19 protein-coding genes and 1 tRNA gene are annotated in these 24,376 nt (G+C 42.7%); 8 read left to right on the top strand and 12 right to left on the bottom strand.

All coding sequences use genetic code 11. The annotated features are described in order from the left end of the window. Positions 1–107: 107 nt before the first annotated feature. The 5 genes from AC59JO_RS09965 to AC59JO_RS09945 all read right to left on the bottom strand — a co-directional run bounded on the left by AC59JO_RS09965 (position 108) and on the right by AC59JO_RS09945 (position 5,315). Positions 108–2,549, bottom strand: coding sequence for a TonB-dependent receptor domain-containing protein (locus AC59JO_RS09965; RefSeq protein ID WP_497305079.1), 2,442 nt, complete (start codon positions 2,547–2,549; stop codon positions 108–110). A 103-nt stretch (positions 2,550–2,652) separates the two neighbouring features. Beyond that, positions 2,653–3,213 (bottom strand): aminoacyl-tRNA hydrolase, encoded by a 561-nt coding sequence (gene pth, locus AC59JO_RS09960; RefSeq protein ID WP_497305077.1) that lies wholly within the window; start codon positions 3,211–3,213, stop codon positions 2,653–2,655. A 154-nt stretch (positions 3,214–3,367) separates the two neighbouring features. Beyond that, a complete protein-coding gene (locus AC59JO_RS09955) occupies positions 3,368–3,952 on the bottom strand; it encodes a 50S ribosomal protein L25/general stress protein Ctc (protein ID WP_091212752.1) in 585 nt (194 codons plus the stop codon). A gap of 185 nt (positions 3,953–4,137) precedes the next feature. Beyond that, positions 4,138–5,082: a ribose-phosphate pyrophosphokinase gene (locus AC59JO_RS09950; protein ID WP_497305075.1), complete on the bottom strand. Its 945-nt coding sequence runs from the start codon at positions 5,080–5,082 to the stop codon at positions 4,138–4,140. A gap of 162 nt (positions 5,083–5,244) precedes the next feature. After that, a tRNA-Gln gene (locus AC59JO_RS09945) sits at positions 5,245–5,315 on the bottom strand. A 214-nt stretch (positions 5,316–5,529) separates the two neighbouring features. Here AC59JO_RS09945 and AC59JO_RS09940 point away from each other — a divergent pair. After that, a complete protein-coding gene (locus AC59JO_RS09940) occupies positions 5,530–8,667 on the top strand; it encodes a DUF2723 domain-containing protein (RefSeq protein ID WP_497305073.1) in 3,138 nt (1,045 codons plus the stop codon). 259 nt (positions 8,668–8,926) lie between these two features. Here AC59JO_RS09940 and AC59JO_RS09935 read toward each other — a convergent pair whose 3' ends face one another. Further along, positions 8,927–10,045 carry a hypothetical protein gene (locus AC59JO_RS09935; protein WP_497305071.1) on the bottom strand — a complete coding sequence of 373 codons (1,119 nt, stop codon included), beginning with the start codon at positions 10,043–10,045 and terminating at the stop codon, positions 8,927–8,929. Positions 10,046–10,155: 110 nt separating this feature from the next. Between AC59JO_RS09935 and AC59JO_RS09930 the strand changes: the two genes are divergently transcribed. From AC59JO_RS09930 to AC59JO_RS09915, 4 genes are all read left to right on the top strand, one after another. Then, positions 10,156–10,839 (top strand): response regulator transcription factor, encoded by a 684-nt coding sequence (locus AC59JO_RS09930; protein WP_413666072.1) that lies wholly within the window; start codon positions 10,156–10,158, stop codon positions 10,837–10,839. Continuing rightward, complete coding sequence (locus AC59JO_RS09925; protein WP_497305068.1) at positions 10,840–12,213, top strand: HAMP domain-containing sensor histidine kinase; 1,374 nt, start codon at positions 10,840–10,842, stop codon at positions 12,211–12,213. A gap of 278 nt (positions 12,214–12,491) precedes the next feature. After that, positions 12,492–12,983 (top strand): hypothetical protein, encoded by a 492-nt coding sequence (locus tag AC59JO_RS09920; protein WP_413666070.1) that lies wholly within the window; start codon positions 12,492–12,494, stop codon positions 12,981–12,983. A gap of 31 nt (positions 12,984–13,014) precedes the next feature. After that, positions 13,015–13,947 carry a bestrophin family protein gene (locus tag AC59JO_RS09915; RefSeq protein ID WP_497305066.1) on the top strand — a complete coding sequence of 311 codons (933 nt, stop codon included), beginning with the start codon at positions 13,015–13,017 and terminating at the stop codon, positions 13,945–13,947. Between the two features lie 33 nt (positions 13,948–13,980). Here AC59JO_RS09915 and AC59JO_RS09910 read toward each other — a convergent pair whose 3' ends face one another. Both AC59JO_RS09910 and AC59JO_RS09905 read right to left on the bottom strand, forming a co-directional pair. Continuing rightward, positions 13,981–15,297 carry a serine hydrolase domain-containing protein gene (locus AC59JO_RS09910; protein ID WP_497305064.1) on the bottom strand — a complete coding sequence of 439 codons (1,317 nt, stop codon included), beginning with the start codon at positions 15,295–15,297 and terminating at the stop codon, positions 13,981–13,983. Between the two features lie 108 nt (positions 15,298–15,405). Then, positions 15,406–15,609, bottom strand: coding sequence for a helix-hairpin-helix domain-containing protein (locus tag AC59JO_RS09905; RefSeq protein ID WP_413666067.1), 204 nt, complete (start codon positions 15,607–15,609; stop codon positions 15,406–15,408). 196 nt (positions 15,610–15,805) lie between these two features. Between AC59JO_RS09905 and AC59JO_RS09900 the strand changes: the two genes are divergently transcribed. Then, positions 15,806–16,378 (top strand): REP-associated tyrosine transposase, encoded by a 573-nt coding sequence (locus AC59JO_RS09900; RefSeq protein ID WP_413666066.1) that lies wholly within the window; start codon positions 15,806–15,808, stop codon positions 16,376–16,378. Between the two features lie 247 nt (positions 16,379–16,625). Here the strand turns inward: AC59JO_RS09900 and AC59JO_RS09895 are convergent, their stop codons facing one another. From AC59JO_RS09895 to AC59JO_RS09885, 3 genes are all read right to left on the bottom strand, one after another. Continuing rightward, positions 16,626–17,579 carry an acetyl-CoA carboxylase carboxyltransferase subunit alpha gene (locus AC59JO_RS09895; RefSeq protein WP_413666065.1) on the bottom strand — a complete coding sequence of 318 codons (954 nt, stop codon included), beginning with the start codon at positions 17,577–17,579 and terminating at the stop codon, positions 16,626–16,628. A 47-nt stretch (positions 17,580–17,626) separates the two neighbouring features. Continuing rightward, positions 17,627–18,130 (bottom strand): hypothetical protein, encoded by a 504-nt coding sequence (locus AC59JO_RS09890; RefSeq protein WP_413666064.1) that lies wholly within the window; start codon positions 18,128–18,130, stop codon positions 17,627–17,629. Between the two features lie 348 nt (positions 18,131–18,478). Next, the gene (locus tag AC59JO_RS09885) at positions 18,479–20,233 is read right to left on the bottom strand and encodes a discoidin domain-containing protein (protein ID WP_497305061.1); all 1,755 of its coding nucleotides are present in this window, start codon (positions 20,231–20,233) and stop codon (positions 18,479–18,481) included. Positions 20,234–20,418: 185 nt separating this feature from the next. On the opposite strand from AC59JO_RS09885, the gene AC59JO_RS09880 reads away from it, so the two are divergent. Both AC59JO_RS09880 and AC59JO_RS09875 read left to right on the top strand, forming a co-directional pair. Next, positions 20,419–22,503 (top strand): beta-galactosidase, encoded by a 2,085-nt coding sequence (locus AC59JO_RS09880; protein ID WP_497305059.1) that lies wholly within the window; start codon positions 20,419–20,421, stop codon positions 22,501–22,503. Between the two features lie 163 nt (positions 22,504–22,666). After that, positions 22,667–23,773, top strand: coding sequence for an acyltransferase family protein (locus AC59JO_RS09875; protein WP_413666061.1), 1,107 nt, complete (start codon positions 22,667–22,669; stop codon positions 23,771–23,773). Here the strand turns inward: AC59JO_RS09875 and AC59JO_RS09870 are convergent, their stop codons facing one another. Continuing rightward, the gene (locus tag AC59JO_RS09870; RefSeq protein ID WP_413666060.1) at positions 23,774–24,142 is read right to left on the bottom strand and encodes a hypothetical protein; all 369 of its coding nucleotides are present in this window, start codon (positions 24,140–24,142) and stop codon (positions 23,774–23,776) included. Positions 24,143–24,376: the final 234 nt, after the last annotated feature.

Raw genomic sequence — 24,376 nt, 5'->3', positions numbered from 1 at the left:
TTTTGGTCATAAGACGTTTAAGATACCCGGGTGTGACAGCAAAAAGTATGCGTTTAACACTTTTTAACGTTTGCCAGCGCCGGGTAACGGATTAGTTACTCAGGTTATTAATTGCGGCTTCCGCTGCTGGTGTCATCATTATTAATACCACGTTGATTTTTCTTTATGCTACTGTTAAGCCTGCCAAATTTGTAGCTCAGGCTCACGTTAATGGTGCGATAAAAGTTGTTGTTGGCTGTATAGGTATCAAAGTCGGGTGTTTTGGTGTAGAAGTCGAGTTTGTTAAATTTTTTGAAAGGATTGTTAACGTTAACTGATAAAGTGGCCTTTTCCTTAAACATGGTTTTGGTACCGCTGATGGAGCTGAAGAAGTAGTAATTATCCTTTCCCTGCAGCAATACATAACGACTGTCATAACCTATGTTGACGCCGGCACGATAACCGCCGTCAAACTTATAACTGGTATAAGTAAAAATATGTCCCTGGTTACCACTGTTTTTATAAAGCGAGCCGTTATAGTAGCCCTTAAGCCAAACAAATAATAATTCGGCATTGATGTTTACGTTTAGTTTTGAAGTAATAGGATAATTGATATTTGCATCAAAACCCCAGTTTTTGTTGGAGCCTACGTTATCATAGGTGTTGGTAGTTACTCCGACCGAATCAACCCGCGCCAGGTTCTGCACAGTATTATTGGCGAATGAGTAATTAGTAGTTAAGTTGATGGAGCCTTTAGCAAAATTGCTGTACCCCAGCTCAAAGTTATTGGTAACGGCAGCTTTCAGATTGGGGTTTCCCATATTAATGTATTGCGGATTTGTCCTGTCGGTATAGGGGTTTAACTGGTAGATGCCAGGGCGCTGGATGCGTTGAGTAAAGCCCAATGTAAGGCTGCTGCTCTTTAACGAGCGCTGAATAGATACCGATGGCACAAGGTTATTATAATCCTGGTGAACGGTACTGTTAGTGGTTGAAAAGTCGGCGTTTACTTTTGTGTGCTCTAAACGTAAGCCACCTTTAAACGACCATTTGCTGAGTTTTACCGAGTACGAATTATACAAGCTATAAACATCCTGATCATAGGTAAAATCATTGGTTTGGCTATCATCAGTTTTATAGCTTCCATCGGGTTGCTTCAGGTCGGTATAAAAATCGCTGTAGTTATCCCTTAAAATAATTTTACCGCCGGCCTCAAGAGTCAATATTTTCCGGGGCTGAATATAATCAAGCTGGAACGTATGCTGCTTTGAACCCGATTTGTTGTATTGCTTATAATCGGTAGGCGCCTTACCTATTGAATCGGCGGCTACTGTTGCGCCATTATTTTGGCCATTATTATTATTGTTGTATTTGTAGGATACGGTAAGCAATTGATCTTTATGCTTCCTGAAGCCTATCTGGTAGTTCAGCCCTAAATCAGAGCCATGAAAAGTGCTGTTACCGGCATTGAACAAACGATAAAACTGGGTAACGGCATCAACACTATCTTTAATACTGGTAACCTGGTTATTTTGCTGTTTACCCTTACCATTGTAAAAATCAAACATACCTGTAACCAGGTTCAGGCTATCAATTTCGTAGCTTAACTCGCCACTACCATAAACGTTATTGGCCCCGTTACCTCTTGTTCCGGTTTGGCTAAGTGATGATACCGGGTGATAAAAGTTGCTGATATTTTCAAAAGACGAGGTTTGCACAGGCCTATGGTTGTATCCGGCATAGCCACTAAAACCAAATTTCCCTTGCTTAACTGTTATGTTCACATTAGCACGTTCGCCAAAAACATTGTTGTAGCCGGTGTTGATGTTTACGTTATAGCCCTGGTCGGCATTCTTTTTTGTGATGATATTGATGATCCCCGCCAGGCCTTCAGCGTCATATTTTGCGGGCGGCGTGGTGATCACTTCTATCTTTTCGATATTAGCGGCAGGCATCGATTTAAGCACATCCGATGGGTTCTTGGCCATCATGGCCGATTCCTTGCCGTTGATCAGGATCTTATAATTATCGTTACCCCTCAATTTGATATTGTCACTACCATCTACAGATAACAACGGCACCTTGCGGATCATATCCAGTGCTGTAATTGATTTACTTTCGGGATCGGCCTGCACGTCATAACTCAGGCGATCAACCTCCTGTTTCATTACAGGCCTTATCGCAGTCACGGTAACTTCCTTCAATTGCTTACTTGATGCCGAAAGCAGGATTCTACCCGCATTAAATGTATTGCCTGTAAGTTTTACCGGGATGGTTTTAGTAGCGTAGCCAATGAAAACAGCTACCAACTGGTAAGTTTTACCTTCGGGGGCTTTTAATTCAAAACTGCCGTCATCTTTGGCAAGGGTACTTTTTACAGGGGCCTTGGAAGCAGCATCCTGCAGGGCTACGGTAACATACCCCATAGGCTTGTTGTTAGCCGAATCAATGATAATTCCTTTTACGGTGATATTAGGAACTGCCGTTGCAACCGTAGCAGCAGTTTTTGTTTGTGCAAATATGATGGTGGAAAAGCAACAGCAAAGTACCGTTAGTAGGATTTGTTTCATAAGGTTATTTAGGTTTACAAGACGTAAGAACGTCATCCGCGTTACAACGCGAATCATGATTTGAACGGAATTTTAACTAAAATATTAGTTTGTAACGGTGTTGTTACTTATTATAGCGGGTCATGGTAAGTTCAGTACCAATAGTGGCAAAGCTCTTCACCATTTCTATCGAACGATCAATCAATGCCGGGAGTTCGGGCAGTTCGTCTTTATCAAAAGCACTCAGTACAAAATCAACCTGGCGGCCTTTGGGGTAATTATCGCCAATACCAAAACGCAGGCGGGCATAGTTGGTGTTACCAAGCACAGCTTCAATATTTTTGAGGCCATTATGCCCGGCAGCACTGCCTTTGGGTTTTAAACGCAGGGTACCTAATGGCAATGCAAGATCATCTACAATAACCAAAACATTTTCAATCGGAATTTTCAGGTCTTTCATCCAGTAGCTGAGGGCTTTCCCACTCAGGTTCATGTAGGTGGTAGGTTTTATAAGGCAAAGCGTACGGCCTTTGTGCGATACTTCGGTATAGTAGGCCAGGCGCGAGTTTTGAAACCTTGTTCCCTCCTGCTTAGCCAGTTCGTCCAACACCATAAAACCGATATTATGCCTTGTATCGGCATACTCCGGACCAATATTTCCTAAACCTACAATTAAATATTTCATGCCCCCTAACCTCCGTCAGCCGACAGAGAATTTTTTGATTTGCTTAAATTTTTATGCGAAGATATTATTTATTGCCCAAACAAAAACAGCGATAGAGATACTCTACCGCTGTTTTTAATTTCACCTCTTGTTCCCCCTTCAGGGGGTTAGGGGCTTATTTTTTACCTTGAGCTGCTTCCTGCTCAGCCTGACGTAAAGCACGTGAGGTAGTTACAGAAACAATGGTATCTTCTTTAGCGTTGGTGATAGTTAAGTTATCTAATTTAATATCAGATACTTTTACTGATTTACCAACTTCTAAAGACTCGATGCTTACTTCAATAGCATCAAGATGATCTTTAGGAAGCGCTTTGATACGCAGTTTCCTTAATTTTTGAACCAGTTTACCACCTACTTTAACACCTGGAGAAGTACCGGTTAATTTAACTGGGATCTCGATAGCGATAGGTTTTTTCTCGTCTAACAATAAAAAGTCAACGTGAGTGATTTTTTCAGTTAGTGGGTGGAACTGAATGTCCTGGATGATAGCTTGTGATTTAACACCGGCAATTTCAAGATCGATGAAATGAACAACCGGAGTATAAACAACGGCTCTCAAATCAGCTGCGGACACATAGAAGTGGGTCTGGGTAGCACCACCGTAAAGCACTGCAGGCACCTGGCCATTGTAACGCAGCTCTTTCGCGTCTCTTTTCCCTACGTTCTCTCTTGGAGAACCGCTAATAGCAATTGATTTCATTTTTATTTATTTTATTTATTTAGTTCATGGTTCATAGATCATTGTTCTACTTTCCACAAAGCCTTTTTTTAGTTCATGGTTCATAGATCATTGTTCATGGCCTAATTTCCCAATTACTTTATTCTTTTTATTTTCCATGATAAATGTTCACTATGATCTATGAACCATCAACCATGAACTACCTACTACTCCACCTTAAACAAGGTGCTTATCGAGCCATGCTCATTTACATTGCTTATCGCTTTGGCAAAAAGTTCGGCAGTTGAAAGTACCTTAATTTTCGGGCTTTGTTGCTTAAGCGGTATAGTATCTGTAACTATCAATTCGGTTAAAGCCGAGTTTTCGATAGTTTCATAAGCTTTACCTGATAATACCGGGTGTGTACAAACCGCGCGTACACTGCGCGCACCACGCTCCATGATCAGTCCGGCTGCTTTTGCCAATGTACCTGCGGTATCGCAGATGTCATCGATTAGTACAATGTCCTGGTCGGTAACGTCACCTATCAGCGTCATGGCTTCAATTTCGTTAGCGCGTTTACGGCGTTTATCGCAAATTACCACTTCGGCATTAAAGAACTTAGCAAAGCTACGGGCCCTGTATGAACCGCCCATATCAGGCGAAGCAATGGTAAGGTGACCTAAACCAAGGCTTTTAATATAAGGCACAAAAATGATAGAAGCATCCAGGTGATCAACCGGAACATCAAAAAAGCCCTGAATTTGCGCTGCGTGCAAATCCATGGTCATGATACGGTTAATGCCGGCTGCTACCAACAGGTTAGCTACCAGTTTTGCGCCAATGGCAACACGTGGTTTATCTTTCCTGTCTTGCCTCGCCAAACCAAAATAAGGTATAACAGCGTTTACATAATGGGCAGATGCACGGCGGGCGGCATCAATCATCATGAGTAACTCCATTAAATTATCGGTAGGCTGGTGGGTTGACTGGATCAGGAAAACATCACTCCCCCTTACAGATTCATTAAAATGCGGCTGATATTCACCATCGCTGAAACGCGATATCACAACTTCACCTAATTCGCGGCCATAAGCATCAGCTATCAAACGCGCAAGCTCCTGTGAGCCTGATCCTGCAAATAATTTAACCGGGTTAAATTGTAAGGGCATTTTCTTTGATTTTGGATTTCGGATGTTCGATTTCGGATTGATTATTCTGCCTTATAAAAATAAGACATCCCGCTCACAAACGCCTTAAAACACAATTCGGATTTCAAGTTTTCCAATCAGAATAAATCCGAAATTGAAAATCCGAAATCCGAATTTTTATTGTTGCCCGACCAGGATTCGAACCTAGACAAACGGTACCAAAAACCGTCGTACTACCATTATACTATCAGGCAATCTCCTTTGGTTTGTCTTACTCCCCGAAAAGGAATGCAAATATAGCGCGAATATTTGAAAGTCAAAATAGAATTTTAAAAAATTTCATTAACACCTCAAATACAGCAAAATAAAATTAAAACAGGGCTCAAAAGCCCGTTTTTGATGGTAACATCCCAATAGTTTTACTATTTTCGGCTGCATTAATCCTGTTTTTTCACATAGTGTCCAATCATGAATTACAAAAAACTCAACAATATATTTGGCTGGGTAGCCTTTATTATTGCCACAGTAACTTACATTTTAACCCTTGAGCCATCATCAAGCTTCTGGGATTGCGGCGAATTTATAGCCTGTATCTATCGTTTACAGGTAGCTCACCAGCCCGGTGCCCCTTTATTTACCATGATAGGCAAGGTATTTACCTTGTTATCTATGGGTGATAATACCAAAGTGGCTTATTGGGCCAACATGGCATCGGCACTGGCCAGCGGCGCTACCATCATGTTCCTGTTTTGGACCATTACGGCCCTTGCCAAAAAGCTTTTGGTTAAAACAGAGGAGCAGCTCAATTCAACAAACCTGATCCTGATCATCGGTTCGGGCATTGTAGGTGCTTTAGCCTATGCCTGGTCGGATACCTTTTGGTTTTCGGCCGTTGAGTCGGAAGTTTACGCGCAATCATCTCTTTGTACCGCTGTTGTATTTTGGGCAATATTAAAGTGGGATGCCCACGCAGATGAACCACATGCCGACAGGTGGATAGTTTTTATTGCATATATCATGGGCCTTTCCATAGGTATCCACTTATTAAACTTGCTGGTGATACCTGCTATCGGTTTGGTGATCTATTTCCGCAGGGCAAAAAATGTTACTACAAAAGGCACATTACTTACCTTTTTGGCAAGCGTTGTAGCACTTGCATTTGTGCTTTGGGGAGTTATTCAGTATACCGTAAAAGGTGCAGCGTTTTCTGATCTGCTTTTTGTTAATACGCTGGGTATGGGCTTTGGCAGTGGTGCGGTGGTATTCTTCCTGTTGTTGATCATCACCATTGTTGCAGGCATTTACTACACTATAAATCCGGTTAAACCCGCTATTATTTTAGCTGCCGCATGTTTTGTGCTGATATTAGGTATTAGTGGTGGCATAGTTGGCCTTATAGTAAGCGTAGGTATTTTAGCCCTGCTGGAATACGTCGTAAAAATCCGCGAAAAGCGTTTTGCACTTAACAGCTTTTTGATCTGCCTGTTATTTATCCTGTTCGGCTACAGCTCGTTTGTGATGATCGTGGTGCGTGCAAAAGCCAATCCTAATCTTAACAACAGCGACCCTGAGAATGCCTTCGCCCTGAACAGCTACCTTAACCGCGACCAGTATGGCGATACCCCATTATTGTACGGCCAGTTTTTTGATTCGGAAGCTACAGCACAAACAGAAGGAGCCAATATTTACCGCCGCGGCGCAACCAAATACGAAATTGCCGGCAAAAAACTCAATACCGTTTACGACCGAAATACCATATTCCCGCGTATGTTCAGCGATAAGCCCGGTCACCCGGAATTTTATCGGGAGTGGACTGGCCTTGGCGAAAGCGAACACCCTACCTTTGGCTCAAACATTAACTTTTTTGCTAAATGGCAAATTAACCAGATGTATACCCGCTACTTCCTGTGGAATTTCGCAGGCCGGTCAAACGATCTCGATGGTCAAAGTTTAAATTCAGGTGCCGATGGTGAATGGATTAGCGGATGGAATTTTAACAAACCTCTGCCCTATTCTGTTACCGAAAGTAAAAGCTACAACCGCCTGTTCTTTTTACCGCTTATCATAGGTTTGTTTGGCGCGGTATTTCACTTTGCACGTAACCAGCGCGAAGCCGGTGTTGTTGCCATCCTGTTTGTTTGCACCGGTTTAGCCATTGTGCTTTACCTAAACCAGGACCCGCTGCAGCCACGCGAACGTGATTATGCTTATGCCGGCTCCTTTTATGCTTTCGCGATATGGATAGGTCTGGGCGTGATTGGCATTGCCGATGTGCTGAGCAAAAAGCTTAATGCAAAGGTGAGCGCAATCATTTCTACAGCAGTTTGCCTTGTTGCGGCGCCTTTACTAATGGCTAACCAGGAATGGGACGATCACGACCGCTCAACCAAGCTTACACCGCATGACATGGCTTATAACTATCTTAACTCATGTGCACCAAATGCCATTTTGTTTACTTATGGCGATAATGATACCTACCCGCTCTGGTATATCCAGGAGGTTGAAAATGTGCGTCCCGATGTACGCATCGTGAACCTGAGCTTGCTGGGTACCGACTGGTATATCCGTGGCATGAAAAACAAGATGAATGAGTCGGAGCCATTGCCGATCAGCATGACAAACGACAAGTTTAAACCGGGCGTACGCGACGTGATCTATTTTAGTGATCAGAAAATTCCCGGAGCCACCGAGTTAAAAGACGTTTTTGACTTTATTACTTCTGATAAAAAAGAAGCCATGGTTGAATACAATAACGGCGATGTTGCCAATTATTTGCCAACCAACAAATTCAAATTGACCGTTAATGCCGATGAGGTTGTTAAAACCGGCACCGTAGCGGCAGCCGACAAAGACAAGATAGCTCCTGAAATGGACTGGACATTTAGCGGCCGTTATGTTACCAAAGATGTACTGGCGATGATGGATATCTTATCGCACAACGACTGGAAACGCCCTATCTATTTTTCAGTTACTGTACCTAACAGCAACATGATTGGCTTGGATAAATACATGTATAACGAAGGTTTTGCTTACCGTTTGCTGCCATTAAAACCGGATACTGCAGTTGGCCCTCTTGAAGCCAGCAACACAGGTAAGATGTACGAAAACATGATGACCAAATACAAATGGGGCAACATGAAAAACGCCAGCTATCTTGATCACGAATCAATGACCATGTTTTACCCGCTGATCACCAGGCTTTATTCAACCCTGGCCGATGATCTGGCAAAAGCAGGCAAACCGGATTCGGCCCGCAAAGTGCTTAAAAAATATGACGAGGTAATGCCAACCACCATCAACTCGTTAGAGATAGCGGTGCGCAAATATTACATGATTGAAAACGCATATCGCTTAAATGATATTCAATTGGGCAACAAACTGGCTAACCTGGTTGATGATTATGTAAATAACCAGCTCGATTACAGCTATGCGCTGATCCAGAAAGGTGAAACTAACCTCGAAAACCGTGATCTGCAATATTCAATGCAGATTTTGGGCGGCCTGGTTGAGTTTAGCAAACAATACAAGCAGCCACAATTATTCAACAAGTTCAGCGCGCAGTTAAGTGGGTTTGAAAAGAAATTTGGAGTGACAGGAAAAAGGTAAGTTTCATTTTTGATATGTAAATGCCCGCCAAAAGCGGGCATTTTGTTTTATTTACTCACCTGAGAGGCCGTTAAAAACGACAGTTTTTTTAATGTAGGAGACGCATAATTGCGTCTCCCGCTTGCAATTTACGGCAGTAGAGACGCTTTTGAAATCGGCTTGTCCTCCGGGAGACGCAATTATGCGTCTCTACAAAAATATTTTCTCTGGTTTTTAAACAGCTTTTGAGAATTAGTCGAAGCTTTAGAACAGAATAAAATCATTTACTAATGGTATCCTGATAGGCTTTTACATTAGTGAGGTATCTCAATATTAACTGCCTGTTTTCTTTGCTATTTAAAGCCCCCCTTAAAGGCTTCTTAAAAACATTAATAAATAACAGATCATTATCATCCAGATAATATGACAAAATCTGAGCTTTACTAATTTTAGATTTTTCGTATTGCCCGATAAATGTTTTTGATTTTTCATCCCACCTATAGCTAACCATTGTTGAATCATCGATGACCGCAGGCCCCCAACCAGTTCTATCATCCTTAACAAAATGATTGTAGTAAACCATCTTTAAGGTAAGTGGATTTGTTTTCTTAATTGATGCATCCAGCCATATAACCCGTCCTATCCAACTTCCCTGCACATTCCCGGTTGCAAGTTCATTTAACACCGGGATTAATCTATCGCCATCGTATTTATAAAAAAAGTAATTAAACCATCCAACGCCTGATCCTACAGCAAACTCATATTGCCTGTAAACAATATTTTCGCCATCCACGTTAGTAAAATATTCCGGCTCACTTCCATATCGCGAATAACCGTCTTGTTTTGCTATAATCTTACTTCCTCTAAAATAATAGATCATAGCGCCCGGACAATGTCCGCGATCAGCCACGCCAACCGCAAATTCATCAAACTTATTTTTATTACGGATAAAAGGATAGGCCTCCAAATAAACATATCCTCTCTTGACCGAATCAAATAAGCCGTTTGAATTGCAATTACTATCCACCGTAAACTCCCCGAATATTTTTTTTGCGATATGCACGTTTATTCTTTTAGCCCGTATGGCTTGTTTTAACAATGCAAAATCGGCAGCCGAAAGCTGGCGGTTTACTGGTTTAGTAAAAGTTTTAAAAACGGAATCGGCATAGAAAGCCACTTTGTTTGCCATTGGGTCAACAGGTAGTTTACCCACACTGTCAAAAAAAGCAATAAGCTGTTCGTATGAATATTTGATCTCTTTATATTCTTTTACTTTTTTTCCGGCTGTTTTTTTCGACGCTTGTTTATCTGCCGGTTTACTTGCAGGATGGCACCCCAATGCCCCTAACAGGAACACGATACAGGCTAAAATACTGATGATTTTGAAAGGATTAGGCATAATCTGGCTTACAATTAATATTGCATTAATTTACCGATATTCCTGATGAGTTTAACTAAAACATCGGCGTTATTTATTGTTTATAATAAGCGTAATATATATTTGCCACAATGAAGATCCTCCTCATAGAAGATGAAGCTAAACTGGTATCCATTATCCAGCGCGACCTAACTGCCGAAGGCCACGAAATAAGTGTTGCCCTTGATGGTACAACCGGGCTGGACATGGCCATTAAAATGGATTTTCAATTGATCATTCTGGATATTATGCTGCCCGGTATTAATGGCATCGAGGTTTGTCGCCGCTTACGGCAAGCCAACCAAAACGCTGCCATATTAATGCTTACCGCACTCGGCACTACCGAAAACGTGGTAGTAGGCCTTGACAGCGGAGCCGACGACTACATGGTTAAACCTTTCAGTTTGGCCGAGCTCAACGCGCGCATCCGGACATTAGCCCGTCGCAATTCAAATCTTACACAACCGGCAAACGTGATCCAAATTGCCGACCTGGTAATTAACGGTGACGAAAAATCAGTTAAGCGCGGAGATAAAACCATCGACCTTACAGCTACCGAATACCGCCTGCTGGAGTTTCTGGCCAAAAATAAAAACCATATGCTTAGCCGCATTGAGATATTGGAGCATGTTTGGAACATTGATTTTAATATGGGGACCAACGTGGTTGATGTGTATATCAACTACCTGCGCAAAAAGGTGGATAAAGATTTTGACAACAAGCTTATCCACACGGTTATAGGCATGGGCTATATTTTAAAAAACAACGCAGCCTAAATGAGCATCCAGAAAAAAGTTGCGCTGCTGTTCCTGGCCTTAACGGTATCGGTAATATTGGTATTTAGCGGCGCCATTTTTTATTTTGTACACCAGTTTACCTTCGACGATTTTTTTAAACGTCTGGAAACAAGGGTAAACATATCCTCACAAATCCATCACCTTAATGATCGCGACAGCCTTGGCATGTACAGGGAAATTCGCCAGCGCTATCTTGAGCGCCTCATTGCCGAAAAGCAATATGTCATTAAACCGGAGGTTTATACAAAAGGCAAAACAGTAAAAGGTGTTCCGCGCCAACTGATAGATAATATCCTTACTAACGGAAAATCAAGATTTAAGGCCAACAATGTATTTTATGCCGGCAATATATTTCACTTTCCCGAAGGTGACGCTATTATTGTAGTTTCGGCAACCAATCCTTCGGGCCTTAGTGAGCTTAATGACCTTGAACAGGTATTGATTGTTAGTTTCCTGATTTCGATATTAATTGTTTACCTCATTGGCCGCCGTTTTTCATACCATACCTTTAAGCCGGTACGTAACATCATCAAAAAAGTAAACACCATTACGGCCAGTAACCTGCACCTGCGTTTGGAAGATTACAGCGGGAAAGACGAAATAGCCGAGCTTACCCAAACCTTTAATAATATGCTCGACAGGCTGGAAACCGCCTTTGAAACGCAGAACAACTTTATCAGCAATGCCTCGCATGAACTGCGTACGCCGCTGGCCATTATTAAAGGAGAGGCCGAGCTTTCGCTCAAAAACATAGACCAACCCGGTGCCGATCTGCATAAAAACCTGCAGGAAATATTAACCGGCACTCAAAGTCTGCAGGATATTATTACCAGTCTGCTCGGACTGGCTCAAAGCGGTTTCGACGGCAAAAAGCAAAACTGGGAACAGATCCGTGCCGATGAAATGGCGTTTATGGTTAAAGAGGCTGTTGATCACATCAACCCGGCCAACCAGCTCAGCATTGATTTTTCGTCGCTACCCGATGATGTGGATAGCCTGGTAACACAGGGAAACATCAACCTGCTCAAACTGGCTATAAGTAATATAGGCCTCAATGCCTGTAAATACTCCGAGAACAAACCCGTAGTGCTTAAAGTATATGCCGAAAACAACAGCATCATTTTTAGTGTAAAGGACCAGGGCATTGGTATCCCTGAAAGTGATGTTCAGCATATTTTCGAGCCATTTTTCCGCGCCTCAAATACAGGTAAATATGAGGGCCATGGCGTGGGGCTTCCGCTGGCGCTAAATATTGTGAGGCTGCATAAGGGCAATATCGGCATTGTTTCTAAAGAGGGTGAAGGCACCGAGATAAGGGTGATGTTGCCGGTTTATGAGGTGGAGAAAAATTAGTAGCTTTGCCCCCTGCGTCATCCCGAATTTATTTCGGGATCCCATGCGCTGAGCCGCCGGCTAATCAAATCGCCTATCTGACTTGTGGGGTGCCGAAACAAGTTCGGCATGACGGGAAGATATTATTCCATCTCACTCCTCCCTGTCCAATCGACCCACATAATTTCTTCATTATTTAAAAACTCTAATCACATTCTAATTTCTTTCTTAAATGGCTTTAATGCCCGGTACCTACTATTGTATCAACAAACAGTAGTATTCACAAAAAAGGTATCATCATGAAAACATTAAACATCATTATCCCGTCTGATTTCGCCTTATCATCATTAAACATTATACCTGTTTTAGCAGAGCGGTATCCAAAGCAAAAGCTCAATATCTCGCTCGTTCACTTCCTGCAATTATCCGACTCCATATCCGACCTGTTATTATTATCACGCAGAAGCAGGGAATACCAGCTCATCAGCGATGAATTTTATGCCGGTTGTACCATGCTTAAAGCCGATTACCCGGATCAGATCATCAGCATCACACCCGACTTTTTCTATGGCAACACAGTAGCGGTATTTAAAAACTATCTTGAAGCAAAAGAAACCGACCTGATAGCCATGCCTGAAAATCATAACTACCAAAGGTTAACACCCAACAGTTTTGATCCTACCATACTAATGGAACGGAGCAGGTACAAAATAATCACCCTTAAAGCTGAAGTGAAGCAGCCTTTAACTGTACTTAAAACCCAAACCGAACACGAATTACTGGAAGTTTAATATTTATCAAATTCATTTAAAAAGATAATCTATGCTATTGAAAGAAAATATCCCGGTAAAATATGTGGTAGGGAAAATCAAGAATGAGCTTTTACTGGTTGCTGTTTATGCGGTATCTATAGCTTTATTCCATCGTTTTTTTCCCGAATACAGGATCTCAATTCCAATTGCTGTACCGGCCATATTGGCAACCATCATATCGTTGTTGCTGGCCTTCCGCTCAAACCAGGCTTATGACCGCTGGTGGGAAGCCCGGAGCATCTGGGGAGCGATAGTTAACGATTCAAGATCCCTCACCCGCGAATTAATCACCTTTTTAGATGGCGATAATGCTGCGTGCGAGGAGGTAGAAGGTTTTAAAAAACGTTTTGTTTACAGGCAGATAGCCTGGTGCTACGGCTTGAGCCAGTCGTTACGTAAACAAGATCCTTATGCCAAAAACGCGCATTTGTTGGTTGACGAAGAAGTGAAGTTTACCCATCGTTTTAACAACATGCCTAACAGCTTGTTAAAGCTACACGGGCTCGACCTGAAACTGGCTTATAAAAACGGATGGCTTAATGATTACCAGCAGGTACAAATAGACGGTACGCTTACCCGGTTGTGCGATGCCATGGGTAAATGCGAGCGGATCAAGAACACGGTGTTCCCGGTTACTTACAGCTTGTACATCCATTTTTGTTTGTACCTGTTCATTATACTGTTGCCATTTGGTTTGATCGAGTTCTTCGGCATGTTTGAAGTGCCTTTGATCATAGCCATAGCAGCGGCATTTTTACTGGTAGAAAAAATGGCTATCCACCTGCAGGACCCATTTGAAAACAAACCAACAGATACCCCAACAACTGCCATATCGCAAACCATTGAACGCGATTTAAAGCAGATGCTTAACGATAAACATGAGAGTGAAAAGGCAGCAGTACAACCTGCCGCCGCTAAAGCCGACGTATATTATATACTGTAAGCTTTACGCCCCTGTGCGGGAAGGCACAGGGGTTCACTTATTTATATCAAGGTAATAATTAACACTGCCCTGCTCTATTACCAGCTGCTTTTTTGATAAGTCGAAATCAAAGAAAAATCCAAACTGTTTATTCATAAACCTGTCCTTTTCAACGGGCTCGACAGTAAAAATCTGTCCTTTGGTTTGCAGTGTTAAAACACTATCCTTTCTTGTACAAATCACTTCAATTGGCGGCTGTTTTGATAAATAGGTGCCGCAATACCTATCCAGTTCGGCAGCGCTTAATTTTAACGGTTGGAATGTTGGTATCACATATGGTGTGTTAAAACAAATACTTAAAACACCATTTAAAATATCGGCTTTGGGATAAATTTCGCCATTGGTGCAATAGGCAACAGCCAATTTCTCATCAGGATAATAGGTAAGTGAGGAAGAGAAGCCTTCTGTTTTCCCGTTATGCCCATACCCCTTTCTTGTGCCGGATTCAAATGGGAACAACCCCATTCCGTAGCCATCAACCAGGGTTTTCATTTTTTCGAGGCTTTGCTTTTTTACCAGTTTATAATTAAACAACGCGTCGATAAATTTGGCCAGATCGGCAGGTGTTGAAACTATTGCTCCCGCACCGCAATAATTATTCAGGTTGGCAGCCTTTTCCTTTTTCCATTTATTGTCAAAGTAAGTGTATGAGGCACTTTCATTTGGATGCAGCACAGCGTCAACGCCATAATATGTTTTGGTAAGCTTTAGCCTGTCGGTTATATTTTGCTTTAAAACCTCTTGATAAGTTTTTTTGCAAACCTTTTCAATAATATAACTCAATACCAGGTAATTGGAATTATTATAATCGGCTTTGGCGTTGGGCTCAAAATCAGGTTTTCGGCCAACAATATACCCCAGTAACTCCTCATGCGTTTTAGGTTTATCCGTCCAATCTGGGAAATTGGTATCATTCGTAAAACCAGGAAGACCACTACGGTGATAAAGCAAGTTACTTATGGTGATCTTACCTGCATTTGGCAACTGAGGAAAAAACATGGAAAGTGTATCATCCAAAGAAAGCTTATTTTCTTCAATGAGCTGAAAAACCAAAACTGCGGTAAACATTTTTGTTATGGAACCGATATGATATTCTGTATTTTCATCAGCCACGGTATTGCTTTCCGTTACCGCGTATCCCATTGCTTTTTGGTATACTACCTTCCCGTTTTTTGTTATGGCGATACTCCCCATTGCTTCATCATTTTTGGCAAGTGAAGTAAACAGGCTATCAAGCTTAACAGTATTGATTTGCTGGGCATGAGTTGTTAAAACCGGAAGCAAAAACAGCAAAAAGATCAGGCGCTTCATGGCTTTTGTATTTTAGAGGTGTGACGCAAACTTCAGCATACAAGTTACAGCGATTTATATTAAAACCACCACCCATTTTAAAAAGCTAACCCGGTTGTTTTTAATCTTTTATTCTTTGAAGCTTAACCCTGCGGCCTTCATTTTCTCTTTCACCACCGGCACCGAACTTTTGCCGACACCGTGCAAATGCAAAAATTCTTTTTCGGTAAGTTTTGACAGTTCAAGTAATGATGTAATCCCCGCATTGGCCAGTGCACGCCGGGCCGGGTTACCCAATTTGCCAAAAGGGCTTTCTGATTCTTCAGTCTTCATAATGCATGGTTTAATTGATGATTAAATTTACCATCAAACTAACTTTTATGTAAGGGGCATTTGCGACTATTGTGGGGTGGGGTTTGTAATTCTTCTCTTGTGCTCGTTGTCTCTTGCGCTCGTTTGCAACGAGCGCTTAACATGGTTTTGCGATTGTATCGCACGATCATTAATTTAGCCTAAACCTTTATCCACAATGTCGCATCAATACCGGGTTAGAAACCATGAAGAAATCCATTTCATTACTTTTACTATAATTGATTGGGTTGATGTTTTCATCAGACCAGCTTACAAACAACTTATTATCGATTCACTTATCTATTGCCAGCAAAATAAGGGATTAGAGATATACGCTTTTTGCTTGATGACCAATCATCTTCATTTATTGGTATCAGCCAAACACCCGATACGATTGCCTGACATCGTGCGCGACTTTAAAAAGCACACCAACAAACAACTCATTAAACTGGTAGAAACAGAAAATGAAAGCCGTCGGGATTGGATGCTATACCGGTTTCAGTATAATGCAAGATTTGACGATCGGATACAAAATTATAAAGTATGGCAAGATGGCTATCATTCTATTGAGTGTGACCGGGAAGAAATACTTTTTCAAAAGCTGGATTACATCCATGATAACCCTGTACGGGCAGAAATTGTAAGCCATCCTGAACATTATATTTATAGTTCGGCAATTAACTATGCCGGGGAGAAGGGGCTATTGGAGGTTATTTTATTGGATAGGGGCTTTATCTCAGTAAAATTTTAGGTTGTTTACGTTACAAATGTAAACCCATTTTAAGCACTCGTTGCAAACGAGCGCAAGAGCAAAAGTTTTAATTTGCTTACGTTACAAACGTAAACCCATGTTAAGCGCTCGTTACAAACGAGCGCAAGAAGTTAGCTATTGAAAGAAAAAGAGCCGCCTTACAGGCAGCTCTTTTTCTTCTTAAACTTGCGCTCGTTTGCAACGAGCGCTTAATATGGTTTAGCGATTGCATCGCGATACCTTGTTATTATTCATTAACCACGCCCATTGAGCAAAACTTATCAATTCGCTCGGCTACAAGCTCTTCGATATTACGCTCTTTAAGGGTTTTGAGGTCTTTTAGTAATTGTTTTTTGAGGATGCCGGCCATAGCAACAGGATCCTGGTGTGCACCGCCAAGTGGTTCTTTGATCACACCGTCGATCAGTTTGTTCTTCAACATCTCTGTCGAGGTTAGTTTAAGCACTTCGGCAGCACGTTCTTTATTTTCCCAGGTCTTCCAAAGGATAGTTGAGCAGTTTTCGGGAGAGATCACGGAGTACCAGGAGTTATCCAGCATTAAAACCCTATCGCCAATACCAATGCCCAATGCACCACCTGATGCACCTTCGCCAATGATCACGCAAATTACAGGCACTTTAAGCACAGACATTTCGAGCAAATTGCGGGCAATGGCTTCACCTTGTCCACGCTCTTCCGCCTCCAAACCGGGGAATGCTCCGGGGGTATCTATCAGGGTAACTACAGGCTTATTGAATTTCTCGGCCATTTTCATTAGCCTTAAGGCTTTACGGTAACCTTCTGGGTTGGCCATACCAAAGTTACGGTACTGACGCTCCTTTGTATTACGGCCTTTCTGGTGACCGATAAACATTACTGTTTGACCATTCAGCGTACCGAAACCGCCGATGATAGCTTTGTCATCGCCAACGGTACGGTCGCCATGCAGCTCGATGAAATCATCGCACATCAGCTCAATATACTGCAGCGTATATGGCCTTTCAGGGTGACGGGAAATTTGTACTTTTTGCCAGCCTGTAAGGTTGTTGTATATATCTTTTTTGGCTTCTTCCAGCTTTCCTTCCAGCTCGGCTACTGTTGCCGACATGTCGAGTTTGTTTTTTTCCTCAACCTGTTTTACCTTCTCTATCTGCTGCTGTAGCTCAGCCAGTGGTTTTTCAAAATCAAACGTAATCTTCATACACTTTATTTGGAGGCGCTAAATTAAGCAAATCAAACGGGATATTTTCAATTATGAGCAGCGAGTGTTTCTAACTTTGTGATTTGCTGAGGCGCAAGGGCATTCCCCGTACCTAAACAGGCCTGTAAAATGGCGTTGCGAAGCTCGCCATAATATAACCCCGAGCGGTTGGAGTAAAAGATGATACTACCATTATCCGTCCCTTTTTTCATCAATTTATCAAGCGTAGTTTCATTGGTGACTATAAAATTGCCCATCTCCATCCGTTTACGGTGCAGTTCGGTAGCTATAGCGGTTATTTTGGTTACCTGCATAGGGCTCAGGCTTAGCTCTTTTTTGAACTTCAGTGCAGCATCGGGCATGGGGTAATGGTTTAGCCGGGCTACCTGCTCCATATCGTCAAACAGATACTCGCCGGTAATTAACAGCGTAAACTGTTTATCGCTCAGCGTTTTTATGGGCGATTTTTTCAGGGTGCTGTCGGCCTGCTGGGCTTTTGCAGCAATGCTGAGCATTAGGGTTATGATGAGGGGGAAGATAGTTTTTAGCATTGGGGGGATAATTAGCTTAAGGGTATTTAACTTACATCGTCGCGCTCTTGGCCGCGCGGCGCCAGGTACTTTTGTCTTGATACAAAAGTACCCAAAAAATCAAGTCAGCAGATAGGCTTCTTTGCCGCACAGGCCTTGCCCCGCAAATCAGTCAGAACCACGGCTGCAATTATTTTGCCCTGCTGCGCTCCCGCTTACCCCTGCTTCTGCAAAACTTGCTATGCCCTTTCCTACGCTCGGGCCACCATTGTTCTGCCTGCTTTCGCCCGAAGCTTAACTGCTGACGGGAACGTTTTTTTAATTGTGTCATGCTGAAGTACGAAGGATGACAATAACAGTGAGTCAACACTACTCCACCTTCACAACCTTCGTCCTTGCCGAAATACCGTTTTCATTAAACGCCTCTATCTGAAAATAGTATGGCAGGCTTTTATCCATCCCATTAAAATAGTATTCATTTTTGCCGTAAACCATCATACTATTGTACAACTTATCTGGTGCTATGCCAAAATAAACGGTGTAACCGGTGGCATTGTCGTTTGGTTTCCACTTAAGCCATGCGTTACGGCGCTCGCTGTCGCCACGCAGCACAATGAGGTTTTGCACGGTATCGGGTTTTGCACCGGCTCCTTTGCCAAATACCCTTAAGCCGGATAGTGCGAATTTGCCCGTAGGCATGTGCAGGTTTACCATTTTGATATAGCGGGCTTTGGCTGGAGTTTTTAGTTCGATGTAATCGTGTGGTACATCTTTACGGTTTTTACTTTTGTCGATAAGCGGCTGCCATGTTTTGCCGTTGAGGGATGAGTAGATAATATATTGATGGTACACGCCTAACGATTTACCCATAAAACCGGCATCCTGATCAGCATAGTTTATTTGGATGGCGTTTACTGTGCTCACTTCACCCAGGTCGGTTTTTAACCATTCTCCTTTGTTGGCTGTTTTGGCACTCCAGTAAGTTTTGATATCCTCATCAACAGCATTGTTAGCCGCATAAGCCCCCAGGGTTGACGAAACCTCTACGGGTTTATTGTAATTAAGGATCATCCAACCGGTAAAATTGCTTTTCAGGTGGTCTTCCGGGCCATTGGATAAATAGTGCGGGTAATCGCCGTAGGAAGTATTGCTGTACAGTACACCGTCCTGGTCAAACCCGGCAGGCCAGAAACCAATACGGCGCTCAAAGTTATTTTTCACCGAGATCCCCATCGTGCTGATATGCCAGTAATTGCCATATTTATCGGCCCAGGTAGCGCCATGACCTGCACCTTTGGCAAAACCACCGGGTTTGTACGAGAATGGGTTATGTTTTTGATAAGCAAAAGGCCCAAGCGGATGATCGCCCACAAAAACGCCATCGCCATAACCACTTTGCTCGGTACCGGGAGCGCCAAATTGCAGGTAGTATTTGCCTTTATACTTGTTCATCCACGAGCCTTCAATAAAGGGCAGCAGGAAAACGTTATCATTATGTTCGCCAAAACGTTCCCAGCCGTGCTCTTCGGGGTTAAGTTTAACCATTTCTTTTTTAGGGCCGATGGGTTCAAAAGTATGCCTGTCAATCTCCTGCCCGTAAAGCGGCAGGGTATTGCTTGAGCCATGATAAATATAAACTCTGCCGTCATCATCGGCAAACATGCCCGGGTCCCAGGCACCTACTTTAAAATAATCTTTGGCGGCTTTCCAGTCGTCATGAGTTGGGTTAGTGCTCATCCACAGGGTAAAATCTTTATTATAGGTAGATCCGATCACCAGCAGGGTATCGCCCAAAACTAATGTAGCGGGAGCACAAAGTTCATCGCCTTTCACCTCGTTATACGGGCGGACAAATTTGCGGTAAACAAAGTTCCAGTTCAGCATATCATCGCTCCACCAGTAACCGAATTGATTGGTTGAGAACAGGTAGTATTTGCCCTTAAACAAAGTCATAGTTGGGTCGGCAGTAGCGCGGTGTTTACCCCAGCCTGCAAATGTTTCGAAGGGGGTGTAACCATAATCGAGGTTAAGCGGGTTACAGTAGGTAAGGCGCCTTTGTTGCGCATGGGCGCTCATCGCGCAACAAAACATCAGGATAAGCAGGTAACGGATAACTGTTTTCATAAGGAAATACTAACAGGTTATAATGGTACTACAACAGGGGGCTAATATCAGTTTTTAAACAGCAATAAATGTTTTGTGTACTACTACATCTGTTTCACATCGTAAAATATTTTTTAATGTGTGTTAAAAATACAATTAATTCGTACTTTCATCAGCGTAAGCCAATTACCCTAAATATCGCTGTTATGAATAAGAAATACCTGCTGCTCTTCATCGTGCAATTACTTTTCGCTGTATCCGCTTTCGCACAATATCCCAAAATGGATAAGCTGCTTTATGGCGTGGCTTATTATGACGAGTACATGCCTTACGAAAGGCTGGACAAGGATGTGCAAATGATGAAAGCCTGCGGCATTAACGTAGTGCGCATTGCCGAGTCAACCTGGAGCACAGAAGAACCGCAGGATGGTGTTTTCGATTTTACCCATATTGACAGAGTATTAAATGCCATGCAAAAAGCGGGGATCCATGTTATCATCGGTACACCAACTTATGCCGTACCCACATGGATGGTAAAAAAGCACCCGGAAATTTTAGCTATTACCCCATCGGGTCAAAACCAGTATGGGCCAAGGCAAAATATGGATATCACTAATAAAGATTATCGTTTTTATGCCGAACGTGTTATCCGCAAGATAATGGAGCATGTGAAAGACAACAAGGCAGTGATAGGATACCAGGTTGACAACGAAACCAAATCGTACGGTACGGCGGGACCAAACGTGCAGGCCTTATTTGTTAACTACATGAAGGCAAAGTATAAAACACTGGATAATATTAACCACATTTTTGGGCTCGATTACTGGAGCAACCGCATCAATAACTGGGACGATTTTCCGTCGATGGTTAATACGATCAACGGTAGTCTTTCATCGGAGTTTGCGAAATTTCAACGCCAGCTGGTTACCGATTACTTAGCATGGCAGGCCGCCATAGTGCGCGAATACAAACGGCCCGACCAGTTCATCACCCAAAATTTCGATCTGGAATGGCATGGCTATTCGTTCGGCATCCAGCCGGATGTTGACCACTTTGCAGCAGCTAAAGCATTGGATATTGCAGGCATAGATATTTATCACCCCAGCCAGGATAAGCTTACCGGCGTAGAAATTTCTTTCGGCGGCGATGTAGCCCGCTCCATGAAGGGCGGTAAAAATTATCTTACTATCGAAACCGAGGCGCAGGGCTTTCCCCAATGGGTACCGTATCCCGGTCAGCTAAGGTTGCAGGCTTTTAGTCACCTGGCATCAGGCGCCAATATGGTGAGCTACTGGCCATGGCATTCTATCCATAACTCTGCCGAAACTTACTGGAAAGGTTTGCTAAGTCATGATTTTGAGCCCAACCCGGTTTATGATGAAGCCAAAACCATCGGCAAAGATTTCGACAGGTTAAGCAGCAAGCTCATCAACCTGAAAAAGAAAAACGATGTAGCTATCCTGTTCAGCAACGAAGCCCTTACCGGTTTTAAAGCTTTTGGCTTTGGCTGGGGAACACGAACCGGCTACAACGATATATTGCGACAGTTTTACGATGGCCTGTACCACATGAACGTAGGCTGTGATTTTGTAGACCCGACAAGCAAAAATATTGAAGATTATAAACTGCTGGTAGTGCCTTTGCTGTATGCAGCACCGGATAGTTTGCTGAAACGCCTTAATGCCTACGTTAAAAACGGCGGACATATCATTTATACCTTCAAAAGTGGCTTCGCCGATGAAAACGTAAAGGTACGCACCACGCATCAGCCGGGCATTATTGACGAAGCTTGTGGTATTTACTACAGCCAGTTCACCGAACCAGGCAATACCGCATTAAAAGCCGACGACTGGAACCTGAAACCCGAAGATAAAAGACTAAACACCTGGATGGAGCTCATTACTCCAACCACGGCCAAGGTACTGGCTTATTACGATCACCCGGTTTGGGGTAAATACGCTGCTATCACCCAAAACAAATATGGTAAAGGTGTAGCTACCTATATAGGCACGCTCACCACCGGCGCCGTTACCGATAAACTACTCGCCGATGAAGTAAAATCCATTGGCTTATGGGGAGCCGATCAGCAGATAGCCTGGCCGGTTATTACCAAACAAGGGGTAAACCAGGGCGGCAAAACGGTACATTATTATTTTAATTATTCGGCCAGTGAAACCAGCCTCACCTACCCTTACGGCAATGGTAAAGAATTGCTATCGGGTGATAACGTTAATAAAAAAGCCAGTTTAAAGCTGGAACCATGGGGTGTTAAGATCATAGAGGTAAACTAATAACCGCAAGGAAAACAAGTTATATAAAGCCTGAAGCTAATTAATAATCAATTTATTAGCTTTGGGCTTTATGCATTATGCTTTCAGCCTTTATATTCTGTTATCTTTTTTACATTTTTAGGCCCTCTGAAATGAAGATGAGTAGTTTACTATACGCGCGGGCATGCTAAAATTAAGATATATTGATGCTTTAAGAGGCTTGGCTATTTTAGCAGTTGTAATTACCCATACTTCGCAGTTTGGTAACAATACACTGTTGCCGGCTATGCTTGTTCATGCAATAAGCCGCGGTATAAACGGAGTGCAGCTATTTTTCTTTGTGAGTGCATTCACGCTGTTTCTTTCTGTAAATGCGAGATATGAAAAGGAAAAATATTTTACGGGCAATTTTTTCATCCGCCGTTTTTTTAGGATTGCCCCAATGTATTACATCGCCATAATTTATTACCTATGGCAGGACGGCTTCGGCCCGCGTTTTTGGTTAGGCGATGCATTGGGTGTAACTATCGGCAATATAACCGGCAATGTATTTTTTATACACGGGTTTAATGCTTATTGGATAAACAGCCTTGTGCCTGGCGGCTGGTCAATTGCTGTTGAGATGCTTTTTTATCTCACCATCCCTTTTTTATTTTATAAAATCAAAAACACCCAGCAGGCCACGGTATTCTTTCTTTTAACACTTGTTCTTCGTTTTGTGCTCGATATCATACTACGCCGCTTTCACCTGATGCAAAATGATATGTTGTGGTATAACTATCTTTATTTTTATCTGCCATCCCAGTTGCCCGTATTTGCATTGGGCATACTGTTTTATTTTATCATTAAAGATAATTACCAGCCCAGGGTTAAGCCCTATACTATACTGATTGCTGCACTGTTTTTACTAACACAATATCTGGGTGTAGTGCTTCTTCCTGATCATGTATTTTGTACCATCGCGTTTTTTGTGCTGGCACTTGCATTAAGCAGGCACGAATACAAAATTTTAGTTAACCGCTTTACTGCCTATGCCGGCAAAATAAGTTTCAGCATGTATTTAAGCCATTTTGCTGTACTGCATTGGCTAACCCGTTTTCATATAATTGACTATTTGCCGGTGCAAGGCCCAGCCGGCGCCATAGCCAATTACATCATAAGATTAATAATAGTGTTATCGGCCAGCATGCTTATTTCCACATTTTTACATCACTTTATTGAGCTGCCTGCTCAAAAATTTGGCTACCGCATTATCAAAGAGCGCGAAGCTAATAGTCAGCATCATACCTGATCATGGATTTACATGCCTCTTTCTGCGTAATATGATCAACATGATCAGTCCAACCAAACTAAACGCTCCCAATATCCAGTATCCGGCCGATTGCGAAGGGTTTACCATTTTTTGATCTGTGTTCTGTTTTATACTGGCATCGCCGCTGGGAACGCTGGCTTTATCGCTATCCTGCAAGGTGCCAGTCCCGGTACCGGATACCGTAGCTGTACCAGGCGCTCCCTGGCTGGCCCCATTTCCGGCCCCGGCGCCGTTGGCCTTTGTAGTTAATGATGAAGTATCTTTTGATGACTGTGCCAATACCGGTGCAGCAGCTCCGAGCGTTAATCCCAGTAACATCATGGCCAGCTTTATTTTTAATGATTTCATAGCGTATAGTTTTGATGCAGGGTAGTTAAAACAATAGCTGTGCCAGTGATGGGGAATCGTTTTATTAAAATGCAATGATGAGCTGTAGCGTCGATGAGAAAAGCGGGAGTTGCGTACCTACGGCACGCTAAAATTAAATTCACATTATTCTACAAACTGTCTTGTCCGGAAATGGGTTTACATTAAAGTAAACACAGTGGAAAAGATCATTATTAAAGAACATCGACATTACCC

Source organism: Mucilaginibacter sp. A5337, from assembly GCF_059690695.1.
Note: the sequence above shows the minus strand (reverse complement) of the source record. Positions and strands in the feature narration are given on the sequence as shown.

Coding starts and splice junctions, on each gene's coding strand:
- AC59JO_RS09950 (WP_497305075.1), bottom strand. CDS start 5,082: ATGCCCTTACAATTTAACCCGGTTAAATTATTTGCAGGATCAGGCTCA.
- pth (WP_497305077.1), bottom strand. CDS start 3,213: ATGAAATATTTAATTGTAGGTTTAGGAAATATTGGTCCGGAGTATGCC.
- AC59JO_RS09925 (WP_497305068.1), top strand. CDS start 10,840: ATGAGCATCCAGAAAAAAGTTGCGCTGCTGTTCCTGGCCTTAACGGTA.
- AC59JO_RS09885 (WP_497305061.1), bottom strand. CDS start 20,233: ATGAAAACAGTTATCCGTTACCTGCTTATCCTGATGTTTTGTTGCGCG.
- AC59JO_RS09875 (WP_413666061.1), top strand. CDS start 22,667: ATGCTAAAATTAAGATATATTGATGCTTTAAGAGGCTTGGCTATTTTA.
- AC59JO_RS09890 (WP_413666064.1), bottom strand. CDS start 18,130: ATGCTAAAAACTATCTTCCCCCTCATCATAACCCTAATGCTCAGCATT.
- AC59JO_RS09955 (WP_091212752.1), bottom strand. CDS start 3,952: ATGAAATCAATTGCTATTAGCGGTTCTCCAAGAGAGAACGTAGGGAAA.
- AC59JO_RS09965 (WP_497305079.1), bottom strand. CDS start 2,549: ATGAAACAAATCCTACTAACGGTACTTTGCTGTTGCTTTTCCACCATC.
- AC59JO_RS09905 (WP_413666067.1), bottom strand. CDS start 15,609: ATGAAGACTGAAGAATCAGAAAGCCCTTTTGGCAAATTGGGTAACCCG.
- AC59JO_RS09880 (WP_497305059.1), top strand. CDS start 20,419: ATGAATAAGAAATACCTGCTGCTCTTCATCGTGCAATTACTTTTCGCT.
- AC59JO_RS09910 (WP_497305064.1), bottom strand. CDS start 15,297: ATGAAGCGCCTGATCTTTTTGCTGTTTTTGCTTCCGGTTTTAACAACT.
- AC59JO_RS09895 (WP_413666065.1), bottom strand. CDS start 17,579: ATGAAGATTACGTTTGATTTTGAAAAACCACTGGCTGAGCTACAGCAG.
- AC59JO_RS09930 (WP_413666072.1), top strand. CDS start 10,156: ATGAAGATCCTCCTCATAGAAGATGAAGCTAAACTGGTATCCATTATC.
- AC59JO_RS09940 (WP_497305073.1), top strand. CDS start 5,530: ATGAATTACAAAAAACTCAACAATATATTTGGCTGGGTAGCCTTTATT.
- AC59JO_RS09870 (WP_413666060.1), bottom strand. CDS start 24,142: ATGAAATCATTAAAAATAAAGCTGGCCATGATGTTACTGGGATTAACG.
- AC59JO_RS09915 (WP_497305066.1), top strand. CDS start 13,015: ATGCTATTGAAAGAAAATATCCCGGTAAAATATGTGGTAGGGAAAATC.
- AC59JO_RS09900 (WP_413666066.1), top strand. CDS start 15,806: ATGTCGCATCAATACCGGGTTAGAAACCATGAAGAAATCCATTTCATT.
- AC59JO_RS09920 (WP_413666070.1), top strand. CDS start 12,492: ATGAAAACATTAAACATCATTATCCCGTCTGATTTCGCCTTATCATCA.
- AC59JO_RS09935 (WP_497305071.1), bottom strand. CDS start 10,045: ATGCCTAATCCTTTCAAAATCATCAGTATTTTAGCCTGTATCGTGTTC.